General features: G+C 72.0%; 15 protein-coding genes, 1 tRNA gene and 1 other RNA gene. 2 read left to right on the top strand and 15 right to left on the bottom strand.

Features of this window, described 5'->3' with window-relative positions; translation table 11 throughout:
• Window positions 1-8: 8 nt before the first annotated feature.
• A complete protein-coding gene (locus ACS3YM_RS18650; protein WP_439937932.1) occupies window positions 9-749 on the top strand; it encodes a hypothetical protein in 741 nt (246 codons plus the stop codon).
• Here ACS3YM_RS18650 and ACS3YM_RS18645 read toward each other — a convergent pair whose 3' ends face one another.
• The 7 genes from ACS3YM_RS18645 to ffs all read right to left on the bottom strand — a co-directional run bounded on the left by ACS3YM_RS18645 (window position 750) and on the right by ffs (window position 7,136).
• On the bottom strand, window positions 750-1,799 hold the full coding sequence (locus ACS3YM_RS18645; RefSeq protein WP_439937931.1) for an aspartate-semialdehyde dehydrogenase: 1,050 nt from the start codon (window positions 1,797-1,799) through the stop codon (window positions 750-752).
• Entirely contained in the window at window positions 1,796-3,094 is a 1,299-nt protein-coding gene (locus ACS3YM_RS18640; RefSeq protein ID WP_439937930.1) for an aspartate kinase, read from the bottom strand. Before ACS3YM_RS18640 ends, ACS3YM_RS18645 begins: the two co-directional genes overlap by 4 nt.
• A 91-nt stretch (window positions 3,095-3,185) precedes the next feature.
• Complete coding sequence (locus ACS3YM_RS18635) at window positions 3,186-3,764, bottom strand: DUF5063 domain-containing protein (RefSeq protein ID WP_439937929.1); 579 nt, start codon at window positions 3,762-3,764, stop codon at window positions 3,186-3,188.
• A gap of 11 nt (window positions 3,765-3,775) precedes the next feature.
• Window positions 3,776-4,372, bottom strand: coding sequence for a recombination mediator RecR (gene recR, locus ACS3YM_RS18630; protein ID WP_439937928.1), 597 nt, complete (start codon window positions 4,370-4,372; stop codon window positions 3,776-3,778).
• A 9-nt stretch (window positions 4,373-4,381) separates the two neighbouring features.
• Window positions 4,382-4,765, bottom strand: a complete 384-nt coding sequence (locus ACS3YM_RS18625) for a YbaB/EbfC family nucleoid-associated protein (protein ID WP_439937927.1) — start codon at window positions 4,763-4,765, stop codon at window positions 4,382-4,384.
• Between the two features lie 49 nt (window positions 4,766-4,814).
• Window positions 4,815-6,977: a DNA polymerase III subunit gamma and tau gene (locus tag ACS3YM_RS18620; protein WP_439937926.1), complete on the bottom strand. Its 2,163-nt coding sequence runs from the start codon at window positions 6,975-6,977 to the stop codon at window positions 4,815-4,817.
• 69 nt (window positions 6,978-7,046) lie between these two features.
• Window positions 7,047-7,136: signal recognition particle sRNA small type (gene ffs, locus ACS3YM_RS18615), an RNA gene on the bottom strand.
• A 106-nt stretch (window positions 7,137-7,242) separates the two neighbouring features.
• Between ffs and ACS3YM_RS18610 the strand changes: the two genes are divergently transcribed.
• Window positions 7,243-7,331, top strand: a tRNA-Ser gene (locus ACS3YM_RS18610).
• A 121-nt stretch (window positions 7,332-7,452) separates the two neighbouring features.
• Here the strand turns inward: ACS3YM_RS18610 and ACS3YM_RS18605 are convergent.
• The 8 genes from ACS3YM_RS18605 to ACS3YM_RS18570 all read right to left on the bottom strand — a co-directional run bounded on the left by ACS3YM_RS18605 (window position 7,453) and on the right by ACS3YM_RS18570 (window position 16,289).
• Complete coding sequence (locus ACS3YM_RS18605) at window positions 7,453-8,754, bottom strand: UDP-N-acetyl glucosamine 2-epimerase (RefSeq protein ID WP_439937925.1); 1,302 nt, start codon at window positions 8,752-8,754, stop codon at window positions 7,453-7,455.
• A gap of 51 nt (window positions 8,755-8,805) precedes the next feature.
• Window positions 8,806-9,873 (bottom strand): sugar phosphate nucleotidyltransferase, encoded by a 1,068-nt coding sequence (locus tag ACS3YM_RS18600; RefSeq protein WP_439937924.1) that lies wholly within the window; start codon window positions 9,871-9,873, stop codon window positions 8,806-8,808.
• Window positions 9,874-9,960: 87 nt separating this feature from the next.
• The gene (locus ACS3YM_RS18595) at window positions 9,961-11,196 is read right to left on the bottom strand and encodes a S8 family serine peptidase (RefSeq protein ID WP_439937923.1); all 1,236 of its coding nucleotides are present in this window, start codon (window positions 11,194-11,196) and stop codon (window positions 9,961-9,963) included.
• Complete coding sequence (locus tag ACS3YM_RS18590; protein ID WP_439937922.1) at window positions 11,193-12,611, bottom strand: type VII secretion protein EccB; 1,419 nt, start codon at window positions 12,609-12,611, stop codon at window positions 11,193-11,195. The genes ACS3YM_RS18595 and ACS3YM_RS18590 overlap by 4 nt, the downstream gene beginning before the upstream one ends.
• Before the next feature lie 4 nt (window positions 12,612-12,615).
• Window positions 12,616-13,998 carry a type VII secretion integral membrane protein EccD gene (eccD, locus tag ACS3YM_RS18585; RefSeq protein WP_439937921.1) on the bottom strand — a complete coding sequence of 461 codons (1,383 nt, stop codon included), beginning with the start codon at window positions 13,996-13,998 and terminating at the stop codon, window positions 12,616-12,618.
• Window positions 13,999-14,142: 144 nt separating this feature from the next.
• Window positions 14,143-14,433: a WXG100 family type VII secretion target gene (locus tag ACS3YM_RS18580; RefSeq protein ID WP_439937920.1), complete on the bottom strand. Its 291-nt coding sequence runs from the start codon at window positions 14,431-14,433 to the stop codon at window positions 14,143-14,145.
• Window positions 14,434-14,466: 33 nt separating this feature from the next.
• Entirely contained in the window at window positions 14,467-14,778 is a 312-nt protein-coding gene (locus tag ACS3YM_RS18575; protein WP_439937919.1) for a WXG100 family type VII secretion target, read from the bottom strand.
• A gap of 143 nt (window positions 14,779-14,921) precedes the next feature.
• A complete protein-coding gene (locus tag ACS3YM_RS18570; RefSeq protein ID WP_439937918.1) occupies window positions 14,922-16,289 on the bottom strand; it encodes a hypothetical protein in 1,368 nt (455 codons plus the stop codon).
• Window position 16,290 lies beyond the last annotated feature (1 nt).

The following is a 16,290-nucleotide window of genomic DNA, read 5'->3' as shown; positions in this document are numbered from 1 at the left end:
CTGCCCCCATGGCAGACAAGCCCGAGGACGGCCCTTCACTGGAGATGCCCTCCTTCTCGCTCCGGCGGAAGAAGAAGGAGAAGACCGAGGAGGACGTCGCCCCGGAGGCCGCCACGCCGGAGCCCGTCGCCGAGCCCGAGCCTGCACCTGTGCCCGAGCCCCGGTCCAGGCCGGTCCCCGAACCCCAGGCGGTCCCCGAACCCGCCACCGTCGAACAGCCCGTCGTCGAGCACACCACCGCCCTGCCCGGCACCGAACCCGGACTGGAGCCTGCGCCCGAGACCGAGCCCGAGGCGGCAGAGCCGAAGCGGCGCCGTGAGCTCCCGCGGCCGAGCATCTCCGGCCTGCCCGCTGCCGCCCTCACCGGCGTCGTGGTCGGCGGCCTGGCCGTGCTCCTCGCGTGGCTCGCCGGAGTCGGGTGCAGCGCAGTCCGCGGCACCTCGTCGTGCGGGGGTGGCGCCGGTCTGCCGCTCCTGCTGGTCGGGCTGGGCGTGCTGGCGTACGCCGGCGCCGTCCTGCTGCGCCTCTTCGGCGTCCGCGAGGCAGGTTCCACCAGCCTCCTGGCCGTCGGGATCCTGTCCGTCCTGGTGCTCGTCTTCCTGCTCGGGTCGACCGACGAGTGGTGGATGGTCATCGCCATCCCCGTCACCGCCGTGATCGCCTACTGCGCCTCGTGGTGGGTCACCACCGCGGTCGTCGGCGACGAGCCCGAGCCCGCCGGCGCGCGGACGCCGTACGACGTGCGCTGATCAGCGCGCGGCGGCGATCAGCTCGGCGATCTGGACGGTGTTGAGGGCCGCGCCCTTGCGCAGGTTGTCGTTGCTGATGAACAGCGCCAGCCCGCGGTCGTCCGGGACGCCGGGGTCCTGCCGCAGCCGTCCGACGTACGACGGGTCGCGGCCGGCCGCCTTGAGCGGGGTCGGCACCTCGTCGAGCTCCACCCCGGGAGCCGAGGCCAGGATCTCGCGCGCCCTCTCGGGCGTCATCGCCTCCGAGAACTCGGCGTTGACCGCGAGCGAGTGACCGGTGAAGACCGGGACGCGCACGCAGATGCCGGAGACCAGCAGGTCGGGCAGGCCGAGGATCTTGCGGGACTCGTTGCGGAGCTTCTGCTCCTCGTCGGTCTCGCCCCGGCCGTCGTCGACGATCGAACCGGCCATCGGGAGCACGTTGTAGGCGATCGGCTCGACGTACTTGACCGGCTCGGGGAACGTGATCGCCGAGCCGTCGTAGGCCAGCTCGCGGGCCTTGTCGCCTGCCTCCGCCACTCCATTCGCGAGCTCGTCGACGCCGGCGACGCCCGAGCCGGACACGGCCTGGTAGGTCGAGACGATGAGGCGGGTCAGGCCGGCCTCGTCGTGGAGCGGCTTGAGCACCGGCATCGCGGCCATGGTCGTGCAGTTGGGGTTGGCGATGATGCCGCGCCCGGCCTCGATCACCGACGTCATCGCGTCGGGGTTGACCTCCGACACCACGAGCGGGATCTCGGGGTCCTTGCGGAAGGCCGAGGAGTTGTCGACCACGATCACGCCGGCGTCGACGAAGCGCGGCACGAGCGCCCTAGACGTCGTCGCCCCGGCGGAGAACAGCGCGATGTCGAGCCCGGCGGGGTCAGCCGTCTCGGCGTCCTCGACGGTGATGTCGCGGTCCCCGAACGGCAGCACCGTGCCGGCCGAGCGGGAGGACGCGAAGAAGCGCACCTGGTCGGCGGGGAAGTTGCGCTCGAGCAGGATCTGGCGCATGGCGACGCCGACCTGGCCGGTGGCGCCGACGATGCCGATGTTGACCTTGGTGCTCATCGTCCGGTGCCTCCGTAGACCACGGCCTCGACCTCGTCTGCGTCGAGGTCGAACGCCGTGTGGGTGGCACGGACGGCGTCACCGACGGAGCTCTCGTCGACGATCACAGAGATCCGGATCTCGGAGGTGGAGATCATCCCGATGTTGACGCCGGCTGACGCGAGCGCGCCGAAGAACTTCGAGGTGATGCCCGGGTGCGAGCGCATGCCGGCGCCGATGAGCGAGACCTTGCCGATCTTGTCGTCGTAGAGCAGCTTGTCGTAGCCGACCTCGGCCTGGATCCGCGCCAGGGCCGTCATGGCGGTCTGGCCGTCGGTGCGCGGCAGGGTGAACGAGATGTCGGTCAGGCTCGTCGCGGCCGCGGAGATGTTCTGCACGATCATGTCGAGGTTGATCTGCGCGTCGGCGAGGGCCTCGAAGATGCGGGCGGCCTCGCCGACCTTGTCGGGCACGCCGACGACGGTGATCTTGGCCTCGCTGACGTCGTGGGCGACTCCGGCGATGATGGGCTGTTCCATGGTCTCTTCCTCGGGTCCGTCGAGACTGGGTCCGTCGAGGCTGGGGTCGTTCGTGACCCAGGTCCCCTCGAGCTGGCTGAACGACGATCGGACGTGGATCGGGATGCCGTAGCGGCGGCCGTACTCCACGCAGCGCAGGTGCAGGATCTTGGAGCCGCAGGCGGCCAGCTCGAGCATCTCCTCGTAGGAGACCTTGCTGAGCTTGCGCGCGCTGGGCACGATCCGCGGGTCGGCGGTGAAGACGCCGTCGACGTCGGTGTAGATCTCGCAGACGTCGGCCTCGAGTGCCGCCGCCAGCGCCACGGCCGTCGTGTCGGTGCCGCCGCGACCGAGGGTGGTGATCTCCTTGGTGTCCGCGGAGACGCCCTGGAAGCCGGCGACGATGACGATGTGGCCATCGCCGATCGCCTGGGTGATCCGCCCGGGGGTGATGTCGATGATCTTGGCCTTGCCGTGCACCGAGTCGGTGATCACGCCGGCCTGCGATCCGGTGAACGAGCGGGCGGTGAAGCCGAGGTCGCTGATCGCCATCGCGACGAGCGCCATGGAGATGCGCTCGCCCGCGGTGAGCAGCATGTCCATCTCGCGGGCCGGTGGCAGCGGCGAGACCCCGTTGGCGAGGTCGTAGAGGTCGTCGGTCGTGTCGCCCATGGCGGACACGGCGACGACGACGTCGCGACCGGACTTCTTGACGTCCACGATGCGCCGGGCGACGCGCTTGATGGCGTCGGCGTCGGCGAGCGAGGAGCCGCCGTACTTCTGCACGACAATGCCCACGGTTGGTCCTCGAGGATCGGGGTGCGGCCGCGCGGGACCGCGTCGATGGTTGGCGCCCGCTGGCGCCGTTGCCGGCAGGCCGCAGCCGATTCTACGGCTGCACGCCCGGCGCGCCCTCCAGCATCTCATCGGTGACGGCGGCCGCCTCCGCGTTCTCCTCGAAGTCGGTGTCGAAACGGTCGTGGGCGACGACCGTGAGCAGGGCGTTGAGCGCGGCCCCGGCGAGGTTGCCCCAGTTGTTGACGTAGGAGAACTGCCACCACCACAGCGCCTCGTCGACGTCGCCGGCGCGGAAGTGGCGCAGGCCGTTCTCGAGGTCGATCGCGATCGAGGCCAGGTCGTCGGAGAGGCGGCTCTCGACCACCTCGGGCACGTAGGGGTCGAAGACGAAGGTGTAGGCGTCGACGCCCTCGAGCATGTCGGCCAGGCGCAGCCGCAGCTCGTCGATGTCGGCCTCGGGCCCGACGTCGGGCTGGAACTCCTCGCGCGGGGTGAAGTCGGTCTGCGCGCCGAGACGGGCGCCGGCCAGCAGCACCTGGCTGATCTCGAGCAGCAGCAGCGACACGGCCTGCGCGCCGTTGCCCTCGCGCGCGATCTCGCGCAGCGCGAGAAGGAAGCTCGTCACCGAGTCGGCGATCTGCTCCTCGAACCTGATCTGGTCCTCGGTCACTGTGCCCTCCTTCACTGGGCGGATCTCCTTCCGGCGAATGCTCGGCCGAGCGTGACCTCGTCGGCGTACTCGAGGTCACCGCCCACCGGCAGTCCACTCGCCAACCGGGTCACGCGCAACCCCATGGGCAGGAGCAGGCGCGTGAGATAGGTCGCGGTGGCCTCGCCCTCGAGGTTGGGGTCGGTGGCGAGGATGACCTCGGTGACCGTGCCGTCGGCCAGCCGGGGCATCAGCTCCTTGACGTGGAGCTGGTCGGGGCCGATGCCGTCGATGGGCGAGATCGCCCCGCCGAGGACGTGGTAGCGGCCGCGGAACTCACGCGTGCGCTCGATGGCGACGACGTCCTTGTACTCCTCGACGACGCACAGCAGGGACGGGTCGCGCCGCTCGTCACGGCAGATCCGGCACTGCTCGTCCTCGCTCACGTTGAAGCAGACCGAGCAGAACTTCACCTTGGCCTTGACCTCGATCAGGACGTCGGCGAGGCGGCGTACGTCGGCAGGCTCGGCCTGCAGCAGGTGGAAGGCGATGCGCTGGGCGCTCTTCGGACCGACGCCGGGCAACCGACCCAGCTCGTCGATCAGGTCCTGGACGACACCTTCGTACAACGAAGCCCCTCAGCCCAGGCCGGGGAAGCCGAGTCCGCCGCCGGCTCCGCCACCGCCGAGACCGTCGGTCAGCGGGCCGAGCGAGTCACCGGCCAGCGCCTCGGACTTGGCCCGCGCGTCGCGGTAGGCGGCGACGATCAGGTCGGAGAGGTCGGACAGGTCGTCGGGGTCGGTGCCGTCGAACTCGCCCGCGCGGATGCTCACGCCGACGAGCTCGCCCACGCCGTTGGCGGTGACCGTGACGGCGCCGCCGGCGACGGTGCCCTCGACGGTCTGCTTCGCGAGGTTGGCCTGGGCCTCCTCGAGCTGCTGCTGCATCTGCTGCGCCTGCTGGAGGAGGGCGTTCATGTCGAAGCCGCCCTCACCGAGGGCGTCGAAGGGGTTCTGGGTCATCGGGTCTCCCGCGTGGGATCGGAGGTGGGATCGGGGGTGGTCATGAGGGTCAGTCGTTCTTGATCTCTTCGATCAGCTTCGCGCCGAGCGTCTGGCTGAGGAGGGACTCGGTGTCGAGCGCGGCCGACTCCGCGTCGGGGTCGTCGGGGTCGACGTCGTCGTCGGCGGACCGGACGGGCTCGCTCGCCTCGGGCGGACCGCCGGCACGAGCGGCCTCCAACGCCTCGCGAGCAGGAGCGGCCGACACCATCGGCCCCGGGGCGACCGGCTCCCCGGTGGGCGCCTCCACGGCGGGGGCGGCGTCGCCCGTCACCCAGGCCGGCGGCGCGTCCGGGACCGCCTGCGCCGGTGCGCTGGGGGGCGCCGCGGGCGGGGCGTAGGAGTCGGTCGCCGCCTGGCGCACGACCGGGGCCTCCGCGGCTGCGCCGCTCGGGTCGACGATCGACTCGACGCGCCAGTCCATGCCGACCACGTCGATCGCGGCCTGGCGCAGGATCTCGTCGCACCCGCCGTTGACGAAGGAGTCGCGCGCACCCGAGTTGGCGAAGCCGACGGTCAGCCGGGTGCCGTCCACGTCGACGACGTGGGCGTGCTGGGAGAGCACCATCCACGCGAGACGGCGACGGTTCTTGGTCTGCTCGAGGATGTCGGGCCACAGGCGGCGTACGTCGACGAGGCTGAGGCCCCCACGCGGCCCGGCCGGCTGCTCGGCGACCGGTGCGTCGGCTGCGGCCGCAGGCACGGGTGCCGGCGCAGGCTCGGACACCGCGGGAGCCGGCGCCGGGGCGGACGTGGGCATGGGCGGGGGCGGCGGCGGGCCCGTCTGGGCCGGGGCTGAGGTCGGCACGGGCGGGGGCGGCGCCGGCTCGTCGCTGCGAGCCGGGGTCGCCCTGGGCTCAGCGGTGGGCGCAGCGGTGGGCGCAGGGGCAGACGGCTGGGCCGCCGCGGGAGCGGGTGCGGGAGCGGCGGGCGCGGCGCCAGCGGGGGCTCCGGCCGGAGCCGCGGCTGCGGCCCTCGCGGACGCGGCCGGCGCCGGTGCACCGGTGACGTCGAGGCGACGCTCGAGGCGCTCGAGGCGGGCCATCACGCCGTCGGAGGTGTGGTCCGCGCCGGGGAGCAGGACCCGCGCGCAGAGCAGCTCGAGCAGGAGCCGCGGCGCCGTGGCGCCGCGCATCTCGGTCAGCCCGGCGGCCACGATGTCGGCGGCGCGGCTGAGCTCGATCGCGCCGAAGCGGGCGGCCTGCGCGACGAGGCGCTCCCCCGCGTCCTCGGAGACGTCGATCAACCCGGTGGCGGGGGCGTCGGGCACGGCGGTGACGATGACCAGGTCGCGCAGCCGGCGCAGCAGGTCCTCGGTGAACCGGCGGGGGTCCTGGCCGGTCTCGACGACCTTGTCGACGACCGAGAAGACGGCCGCGCCGTCGCGCGAGGCGAACGCCTCCACGACCTCGTCGAGGAGCGAGTCGGGCGTGAAGCCGAGCAGGTCGGTGGCCAGCTTGTGGGTCACGCCGCCCGGACCGGCGCCGCCGAGCAGCTGGTCGAGGACGGACAGCGTGTCGCGCGCCGACCCCGCCCCGGCTCGTACGACGAGGGGCAGGGCGGCCGGCTCGATGGCCACGCCCTCCTCACCGGCGAGCTGGGAGAGGTAGTCGCTGAGCAGGCGCGGCGGGATGAGGCGGAACGGGTAGTGGTGGGTGCGCGAGCGGATGGTCGGCAGCACCTTGTCGGGCTCGGTCGTGGCGAAGATGAACCGCAGGTGGGGCGGCGGCTCCTCGACCAGCTTGAGCAGGGCGTTGAAGCCCTGCGTCGTGACCATGTGGGCCTCGTCGATGATGTAGACCTTGTAGCGGTCGCGCACCGGCGCGAAGAACGCCTTCTCGCGCAGGTCGCGCGCGTCGTCGACGCCGCCGTGGGACGCCGCGTCGATCTCGATGACGTCGATCGAGCCGGGCCCGCCGCGGGCCAGGTCGCGGCAGCTGTCGCACTCCCCGCACGGGTCGGAGATCGGCGCCTGCGCGCAGTTGAGCGCGCGGGCCAGGATGCGCGCCGACGTGGTCTTGCCACAGCCACGCGGGCCGGAGAAGAGGTAGGCGTGGTTGACCCGGTTGGCCGCGAGCGCGGCGCGCAACGGCTCGGTCACGTGGTCCTGCCCGATGACCTCCTGGAAGGTCTCGGGCCGGTAGCGACGATAGAGCGCGAGCGGTGACTCCACGTCGTGAACACTAACCGGGCCCACCCACAGTGCGCACAGGCTGGGACCACCGTGGGAGCCAGGACATGAAAAGGCCCCCCACGCACCCGTCAGAGCTCACTTGCCCTTGCTGCCTTCCGGCCCTGGGGGATTGGGCGAGGTGACGCCGCGTGGGGGGTTGCGGGCAGTCTAGGCGAGGCGCGGACGCGCGCCCAAACCCGGCCCTGCCCCAGCCAACGGGCACGCGATTTCACCGGCCGCAGAGCCGACCGGTACTCTCCTCGGCGGAGGTATCGCCTAGTGGCCTATGGCGCTCGCTTGGAAAGCGGGTTGGGTTAACAGCCCTCGGGGGTTCGAATCCCCCTACCTCCGCCACTCAACCTGAACTTCCACTCCTTTCGAGTGGAAGTTCAGGTGCATTTCGGGCCCGTGAGCGTGCGGCCCGGATGGATCTCCACTCGCACGAGTGGAAATCCATTCCGGGTGGGGCGTCGGATCAGCGCAGCTGGGCCCGCAGGCCGTAGCGCCACTCCTCGGAGATCAGCAGGCTGTCGTCCTCGAGGCGCCGCTCGACCGCGTCGACCAGCATCGCCGAGGCCTTCTCGGGGTAGACGCGCTCCCACTCCAGCTCGGCGCGGTGCTCGAAGACGTTGTGCACCACGCTGACCATGAGCGCCTTGTCGATGGGCGGTGCGAGGAAGTTGCTGCCGGCCAGGAAGGTCTCGGACCGGTCCGAGCCGAAACGCAGCGTCACGCACGGCACCTCCAGGACGTTGGCCTCCTCCACGATGCTGCCGGAGTCGGTCACGATCACCGCACACATCGACATCGCCGCGACGACGTCGAGGTAGCTGTCCCACACGGGCGTGGTGATCAGCGCGTCGCCGTACCTCCGCTCGAGGTCCTCGAGCCACTCGCGCCGGCCGAAGTTGTCGATCGCGGCCTCGGTGCCGAGGAGGCGGATGAAGAGGACGTGGTGGCCCATCTCCAGCAGCTGCTCCATCGCGTCCATCAGCAGGTTGAACCGCGCACGGTTGGTGGTGTTCTCGCGACGGTGGACGCAGAAGCGCAGGAACGTGCCGTCTCCCATCTGCGGGAACTTCTCCAGCACCTGGTTCTTGTCGCTGCCGGCGATGGCCTGCTCGAGCGCGTCGACGACCGAGTTGCCGACCACGTCGATCGCGGCAGGCGCGAAGCCCTCGTCGATGAGGAACTCGCGGTTGAGCTCCACCGGGGCGGCGTGCAGGTCGGAGCCGGCGTCGGCGACGCGGGTGTTGAACTGCTCCGGCGAGGGCTCCTTGCTGCCCTTGGACCAGCTGTCCCGGGCGATGGACTGCTCCCGGAACGACGCCCAGTCGAGGTCGCGGCCCTGCTCGATCCAGCCGCGGAGGACCTCCGGCTTCGGCGACAGGGTCCGCAGCCCGGCCTCGACGTGCACCAGCGCCTGCCGCTCACCGAAGGTGGCGAGCGATCCCGCCATGGCCGTGGTGGTGTCCCCGTGGACGTACGTGATCGGGAAGCCGCCGCGCTCGGCGAAGCCGCGCAGGTAGAGCGCGAGCTTGGCCGTGATGCCCGAGACCAGGTCGTTGACCCCGCCGCGCACCTCGAGGTTGACGTCCTCGCGCACGCCGAACTCGTCGAGCATCGACTGGGAGAGGTTGTGGTCGTAGTGCTGGCCGGTGTGGCACAGCACCACGTCGTGGCCGCGGGCCTTCAGCTCGTGGTAGATCGGCGCCTGCTTGATGATGTCGGGCTTGGTGCCGACGACGACGATGTGCTGGCTGTTCTGGGAGGACATGGCGTTCCTTCGTGGCTGTGATGCGTCGTGTGTCCGGTGCGTCAGGGTGGGTCAGAGCAGGTCCTCGCGGCTGCTGGCCGCGAGGAGGGAGCGCAGGCGCTCCAGCGTGCCGGGGTCGAGGGCCTTCTGCTTGTCCAGGACGTAGACCCCGTCCTCGTGCGTGACGATGATCAGACCACGGGCGCCGAGGGAGACCACCGGCCGCCCGTCCATGCTCGCGACGAGGGTGTCCTCGGCGTCGAGCTGGAAGGCGGGACCGATCGACGTCACCCGCTGGTCCTGCAGGACCCGCTCGAGGCGCGTCCACGTGCCCACGTCGGTCCAGCCCAGCTGGCGCGGCACCACCAGGCACTCCATCCCGGCCCACATGAGCGGGTAGATCTCGTGGCCGCCGATCGTCGCGCCGCGATAGCTCTGGTCGCTCGTCCGACCGCGAGCGAAGCGCTCGATCGAGTCGAAGATCAGCGGCAGCGCCGTCCGGTAGGCGTCGCACGCCTCCCCCACGTGCACGCCGTAGCAGGCGGTGTTCCAGTAGAGCGAGCCCGTCTCGCTCAGCTCGTCCACCGTCTCCTGGTCGGGCTTCTCGTGGAACGACTGGATCACCTGCACCGGGTCGTCACCGCCCTTGGTGAGGATGTAGCCCAGGCTCGGGTCGAAGCGGGTCGGCTCTGCGCCGAGCACCACCATCGAGGCGGGCGTCTCCTCCAGCTGCGCGAGCATGTCGCGCGAGGCGGCGTTGAATGCCTCCTCCTCGTTGATGAGGTGGTCGGAGGGCGCGATCAGCGCGGGCACGTTGCCGTAGAGGTGCGACAGCGTGGCGATGCTCAGCGCGAACGCCGTCGCCGGACCGGCGGGCTCCTCCTCCAGGATCAGGTTCTGCGGCGGGACGGGCCCGAGGTTGGCCCGGGCCGCGTCGGCGAACCGGGCGCGCGTGGAGACGTGGATCCGGCTCGGGTGCACGATCTCGCTCAGGCGCTCGATCGTGCCCGTCAGGAGCGGCCGGTCGCGCACCACCGGCTGGAACTGCTTGGGCGCGCGGTCACGGCTGATCGGCCACAGCCGTGAGCCCTGGCCCCCAGCCAGGATCACGGCCACAGGCTCGTGCAAGGTCTCGGTCATCGACAGGTCCCCCCTTGAGATGGTCGTGACCCACGATGGCATCACGTTTTGGGTATGCGCATCCCCGCAATGGGCTATGCGTCGGCCTCAGCGCCGCAGGAGCGGACGCAGCATGAAGGCGAGCGCGAGGAGCGACCCCGCGACCAGCCCCGACCACAACAGGATCGCACGTGGCGTGCTGAACAGGTCGACCCGCTCCGGCGCCGGCGGTGCCTGTGCGTCGGCCCGGGTCTCGGCGACCGTCCGCTCGACCCTGCCCTGGCGGCCGGGCTGGAGCTCGCGGGTGAGCGCGTCGTGGGCCTGCACGACTCCCGCTCCGGTCCACGGGTTCTCCACGACGCCGTCCGGTCCCTCCGGTGCGCCCGCCCCCTCTGTGGTGGCCTGCAGCCGCGCGACGAGCTGCTTCGGGGTCTCGCGCGGGAAGTGCTCGGTCAGCAGCGCCAGGATCCCGCTGACCTCGGCCGCGGCCCACGACGTCGCGACCTCGCCCACCACGCAGACCTGCCCGGTGGCGTTGGCCGAGATGGCGCCGACTGTGGGCGCCGCGACGTCGGTGTCCATGTTGGGTACGACGTAGGTGCGGGGGTCGGCGCCGTCGGGCGGGGTCGCGCTCACCGCGAGCACGCCCGGGTAGTCGGCCGGGTAGACGTCGGAGTCGTTGCCAGGGGTGCCCGCGAAGTCCTCCTCGTCGGAGCCGTCGCCCTCCTCGACGTTGCCGGCAGCCGCGACGACGACCAGCGGGAGCTCCACCAGCCGGGCCACCGCGGCCCGGAGCTTCGGGTCGTCCTGCGTGACCGCGAGGGAGATGTTGACGACGTCGAACTTCTCGCGGGGGTAGTCCCTGATGACCTGCTCGATGCCGGCGACGATGCCCGCCGACGTGACCGCCTTCTGGCCCTGCGAGGGGTCGGCGGTCTCGGAGTCGAAGACCTTGTAGTCGTGGACCTCCGCGTCCGGGGCGACGCCGTGCGGGCCGGCGATCAGGCCGGCGACGATCGTGCCGTGGCCCGAGAGGAGGCCGTCGCCCGAGGCCCCGCCGACCGCCACGGCGGTGGGCCGGTCGAGCCCCCGGACCGGCATCACGCCACTGTCGATGACGGCGACCTTGGTGCCCGCTCCCCTCGCCAGCGCCTGCGCCTGCGCGACGTGCATCCGGTCGAAGGCGGGGTTGTCCAAGGTGTGGGTGTCGGCCAGCGGCTCCGAGCCCGGCACCTCGCCGGCGGAGCACGGCGCCTCGTGGTCGGCGTACGCCGGCGCCCCGGCCCACACCGGCACCACGGACGCGGCGACAACCCCGGCCGCGAGCGTCGTACGCAGGCTCATGACCCCGCGTCCTCCTCGGTGTCCGAGGGCGGCGCAGCGTCCTCGGGCACCCGGCGCGCGCTGTTGGTCGTCAGCGGGACGCCGGGCTGGAAGAACTCCAGCCACGTGCTCGGCACCAGCGGTGGCTCGACCTCGGCGTAGCCGATGAACTCGGAGACCTGCGGGCCGATGAGGTACTTCTCGCCCTTGGTGTCGATGACGTAGGGCGTGCCGCCCGCAGCTGAGGCGTCGGAGCCGGCCAGGACGTAGGCCCCGACGCTGGGCGCGACGTCGACCTCGTGGCGGCCCCGGGAGACCTCGGCCGGGTCGGCGGCGCCGGTCGGGTTGGTGGCGAGGCTGACCGCGGGGTCCGTGCCGGTGGCGGGGTGGAGCACCCCGCAGAGCGCGCTGCCCGTGACCGCGACGGGGAGGCCGGTGGGCCACTCGGCGGGGTACTCCGGGTCGCGGAAGTCGGCCGCCAGGTCGCCGTCGAGCTGCGTGGCCTGGGCGCCGACGACGTCGTAGACCATGCCGGCGAAGTCGCCCAGCCGCTCGGGAGCCTCGTCGCCGAGCAGGTAGTAGGACCCGGTGCTGGAGAGCAGCAGGTCGCCGATGCGGTACCTCGACAGGTCGGTGCGGGTGTCGGCGTAGGGCACGGCCTGCCCCTCGTTGGTGACGCCGTAGGCCTCCTTCTCCAGCGCGTCGCCGCGCGGGAAGAGGTTGAGCCAGTCGGCGTCGACCTCGACCGGCGAGGCGCTGAAGCCGAGCTTGTTGCCGATGGTGGAGGCGCTGGTCCGGTCGGCCGGCATCGGGAAGCGGTAGGCCCGCCCCGGCCGGCCACCGAGGTCGGGGGCCGTCGCGATCAGCCACTCCTGGCCCTTGGTGGAGACCAGGAAGGCCGACCCGGTGAGGTCGTCCACCGTGGGCTTCTCCTGGACCGCGACCTTGATGCCGACGCCGGACCCGGTGCACGCGGTCCAGCCGTCGTCGACGAGCTCGTCGGCCGACGGCAGCCCGGCCGGGGCGCCCTCGATGCCGAGGTCCTCCCCGAGCTGGACGGTGCGGATGTACTTGTCGCGCACGGTGAAGGGCGTCAGGTCCGCGCGCTGGAGCAGCAGCTGGGCCGAGACGTAGTTGGGCACCCGCTGCAGGAGCGGGTCGTCGCCGCCGCGCAGGACGACGTACTGCTCACCGGTGTCCTTGGAGATGACGAAGCTGCCCTCGTCGAGCCACTGGGCCGGCGGCCGGCCGAGCAGGAACCCGGCGATCGCCGCGCCCGCGAGGAGCAGCACGGACAGCGCGACGCCGCCGATCAGCACCCGGCCGGGACGCACCGGCTCGACCTCGCGGCCGCCGGGGGCGCCGGAGACGAACGCCGTCACCAGGCGGCGCCGGCTGAAGGCGTGCGCCTCGACGAGGTCCTTCTTGGTCGCCATCGGCTCAGCCCGCCACGGCGGAGACGAAGCCGGCGGCCAGGACCATGAGGGGCAGGAGCGCCAGCAACGTGAACGTCTCGACGATGTCGCCCATCCGGCCGCGGCGCACCGAGGCCGAGGCCGGCACCAGCGTCAGCGCGAGCAGCGCGGCACCGACGCCCGCCAGCCCGATCGCGGCGCCGGCGCGCCACCCGTCGTGGATCAGCAGCATCGAGACTGCCACCGACACCAGGCCGAGGATCCCGGAGGTGAGGCCGGCCAGCACCTCGGCGCCGGTGCGGTACTGCCGGGTGCGGAACATGACGGCCAGGCAGCAGATCCCCGCCAGCACCGTGCCGAAGACACCGCGGCCGACGGCGAAGGGGGCGAAGAGCACCAGCAGGGTGCCGACGGTGGCCGAGACCGCGAGGAGGATCTCGTGGCCCACGCGCGCGTCGTCGGCGACCTCCTCGGGGTCGATCTCGTCGGGGTCGGCCGTGATGTCGTGCAGCGAGTAGAGCTGGTCGACGTTGGTGCCGGTGACCCCGAGGGCGAGCCACGGGAAGATGCTGCCGGCCAGCACGACGAGGGTCATCAGCACGGTGTAGACGGGGCCGGGCTCGAGCGAGGCGACGCGGATCAGCACCGAGCTGGCCACCAGGACCGCGCCGACCACGATCGCCGGGATCACCAGCGGACGCCCGTCCTGCAGGCCCACCACGGCCACCACGCCCATGGCGAGGATCCCGAGCCCGGCGAAGAGCAGCGGGTCGGTGAAGAACGCGTCGTCGAGGGGCCAGCTCCAGCCGGGCAGGTCGCCGGGCGCGAGGAGCAGCCCGGCCACGCCGGCGTAGAGGGCCGCCAGCAGGGAGACGACCACACCGGCCTCGGGCTCGTCCTGCGCCCGCGCCAGCACCACGCCGCCCACCACGAGCAGGCCGGCGATCACCGCGGCGGCCACCCCGCCGAGCAGGCTCTCGCCCTGCAGCAGCAGGGCCAGGGCGCCGAGGCCGAGCAGGATGCTGCCCGCGCCCAGTGCCGTACGACGGCCTGCCGCCGGCTCCCAGGGCTTGAGCTCGTTCTCGACGACGTCGGCCATCGCCTCGACGACGTCGTCGTACACGCGGGGCGCCTTGTCGTCGACGCCGGCGGTGACGGTCAGCAGCCCGCCGTCCTCGATGCCCTGCATCGTCAGGCCGGCGTTGTCGGCGAGGCTCCGACCGTCCTGCGTCACCAGGCGGTAGCCGCCGTAGACGGTGGAGGCGTCGAGCAGGCCGACGGAGCGGGCCAGCTCGGGGACGAGCTCGGCGACCGGGATGGCCCCCGGCAGCACCAGATCTACCCGCCGCGACCCCGAGGCGATGGTCACCCGGACCAGGCCCGAGGCGACCGAGGACCCCTGACTCATTGGTGTTCCCCCTGAATGTGCTTCCTGCACCCACCCGAGGGGCAGGGGCACTGAACGGAGTGCAGCCTAGGCGACGGCCGCGCGGGAAATGGTCCGAGGCCGGTCATCCCCCTGGGGACGACCGGCCTCGGCAGTGCGTGGCGTTCAGAAGCGGTTGGCGCCGCGCGCGTCAGCAGCCTTGTATTCGGCGTTGGACGCGTCGACACCCTGGCTGGCCTGCTGGAGCAGGAGGGTCATCTCGGACATCGCCTGGTCCCACTTCGCCTTGGCCTGGTCGTAGGCCATCTTGGCGTTACCGTTCCAGTCCGACTTCAGCGGGTTGAGCTCGTTCTCGAGCTGGGTGAGGCGCGCCTCGATGTCCTTGGCCGCCTTCATCACGTCGGCGGCACCGGCGTCGAGGTGGCCGTGCTGGACCTTGATTCCGTCGAAGCTCATCATGATCTCCTGTGTCTGGTGGGGTGCCCGGCGTCAGCCGAGGCGGCCCTGGAGGTTGGCGTGGGTGGCGGACTGGTTCTCGTCGGTCGAGACGTTGTCGCGCTCGGTCTCCTTCATCGACGCGGAGAGCTGGTCGAGAGCCTTGAGGATCGTCTCCTGCTTCTGGTCCCACGCGATCATCAGGTTGTTGAACGCGGTGGCACCCTGGCCGCCCCATCCGCCCATCATGGTCTGGATGTTGCCGGAGAGGACGCCGCACTTGTTCTTGACGTCTCCGCGGGCCTGGTCGACGAAGTCGGCGCCCTTGGAGAGGGCCTTCTCTGTCTGGCCGTACAACTCGCTCATGGTCGATCCTTTTCCCCCGGCGGTCGAACCGACCGAGTTCCTTGTTGTGAGTGATCCACCCGATGGTGGTGATCCGGTGCTCGGGGAGACGTCCCGGCCCCCCGCGCTGACGGGCATCTACCCGACGAGATCGGGGCTAAACCTCACGAGGTGATTTCCCACAGGCGCCGGAACACGCCTGCCGCGACCACCGCCGACGCGAACGCGAGGCTCCCGCACGACGACTCCGCGACCTCGGCGCGCCGCGACCACCAGACCGACCTCCAGCCGCGGCCGGTCGCCACCGCGGCGGCGAGGGCGACGACCCCGAGGCCGACGACCACGTAGAAGAAGGAGTCGACCAGCGGGGCACCCGGACCGGCGACCAGGTGCACGGCCAGGGCGCCAAGGGCGCTCAGCCCGGCCAGTCGCAGGAGTGCTCGCGCGGTGGCGTGGCGGTAGGAGCGCGCGGCCAGGAGCAGCGAGCACCCTGCGAAGAGGACCAGGCACCGCGCCCCGATCCGGTCGAGGTCGATGGTGGCGCTGCGGAGCAGCAGCGGGCTGGCGATCGCGACGGTGACCAGGATGGCGACCGAGGCACCGGTCACGATGCGCGAGGCCCGGTGGACCATGCGCTGCATCGCGTCGGCACCGACGACGATCCGGCCGCGCCGCCCGGCCCGCTGGCTGTCGCGCGCCGACCAGGCGGTGACCGCCAGCCGGTCGAGGTCGAGCAGCGCCTCGTCGGGTACGTCGATGGCGAGCGAGGGTGCGAAGCGGGCCGCCATCATCGAGCCGAGGACCAGCAGGGTCCACGCGACCCGCGCGTCCCAGCCGAGGAACGCCGGGAGGGCGCAGCAGGCGAACACCGTGAGACCGCCGGCGATCCAGACGGTGCTCGTCTCGTCGCCGTCGGTGGCGAGGGCACGGCCGATGCCGGCGACCACGGCGGCGGAGATCCCCGCCGCCCCGAGGATCGCGGGCAGCAGGTGGGCGCCGGGCTCGTAGAGCGCCGCGAAGGCAGCCGCGGCTGCGAAGGCCGGAGCCGCGGCGGCGCGCTGGCGTGTGTGGCGTCCGACCGGAAGCACGCCGCCGAGGGCGCAGGCCAGCAGCACCCCGACCGCGACGGTGCGGACCGTGTCCTCCCCGGCGCGACCGGCGTACCAGGCGGCCAGGGCGGCGAACAGGGCGGCGATCGTCGCGATCATCGACGCGAGCTGCGGGCTCTCGGGTGCATTCTTGGCGGCCTGGAGCAGCGTGACCCTGCGGGGGCGGTGCACCCCGCTGGTCGCGACGAGCACGTCGCCGGGCTGCACGCCGGCCTCACCCAGGGCGACGGCGGCGTTGAGCCGCTCGCCGACCGCGGTCTGCAGCAGCGGGATGCCGGAGAGCTGCGCCTGCCTGGCGTACTCGCGGGCGACGTCGACGGAGGTCGCGCCGGCAGGCACGACGAGGTCGAGAACCCCGGCGGGGCCGTGGATGCTCACGGCGATGGTCGCGTCGGCAGAGCCGGGCATCGCGACGTCCGACACG

The organism is Nocardioides sp. N13(2025) (assembly GCF_051912545.1).
Classification (GTDB): Bacteria; Actinomycetota; Actinomycetes; order Propionibacteriales; family Nocardioidaceae; genus Nocardioides.
This window is presented reverse-complemented; position numbering and strand designations above follow the sequence as displayed.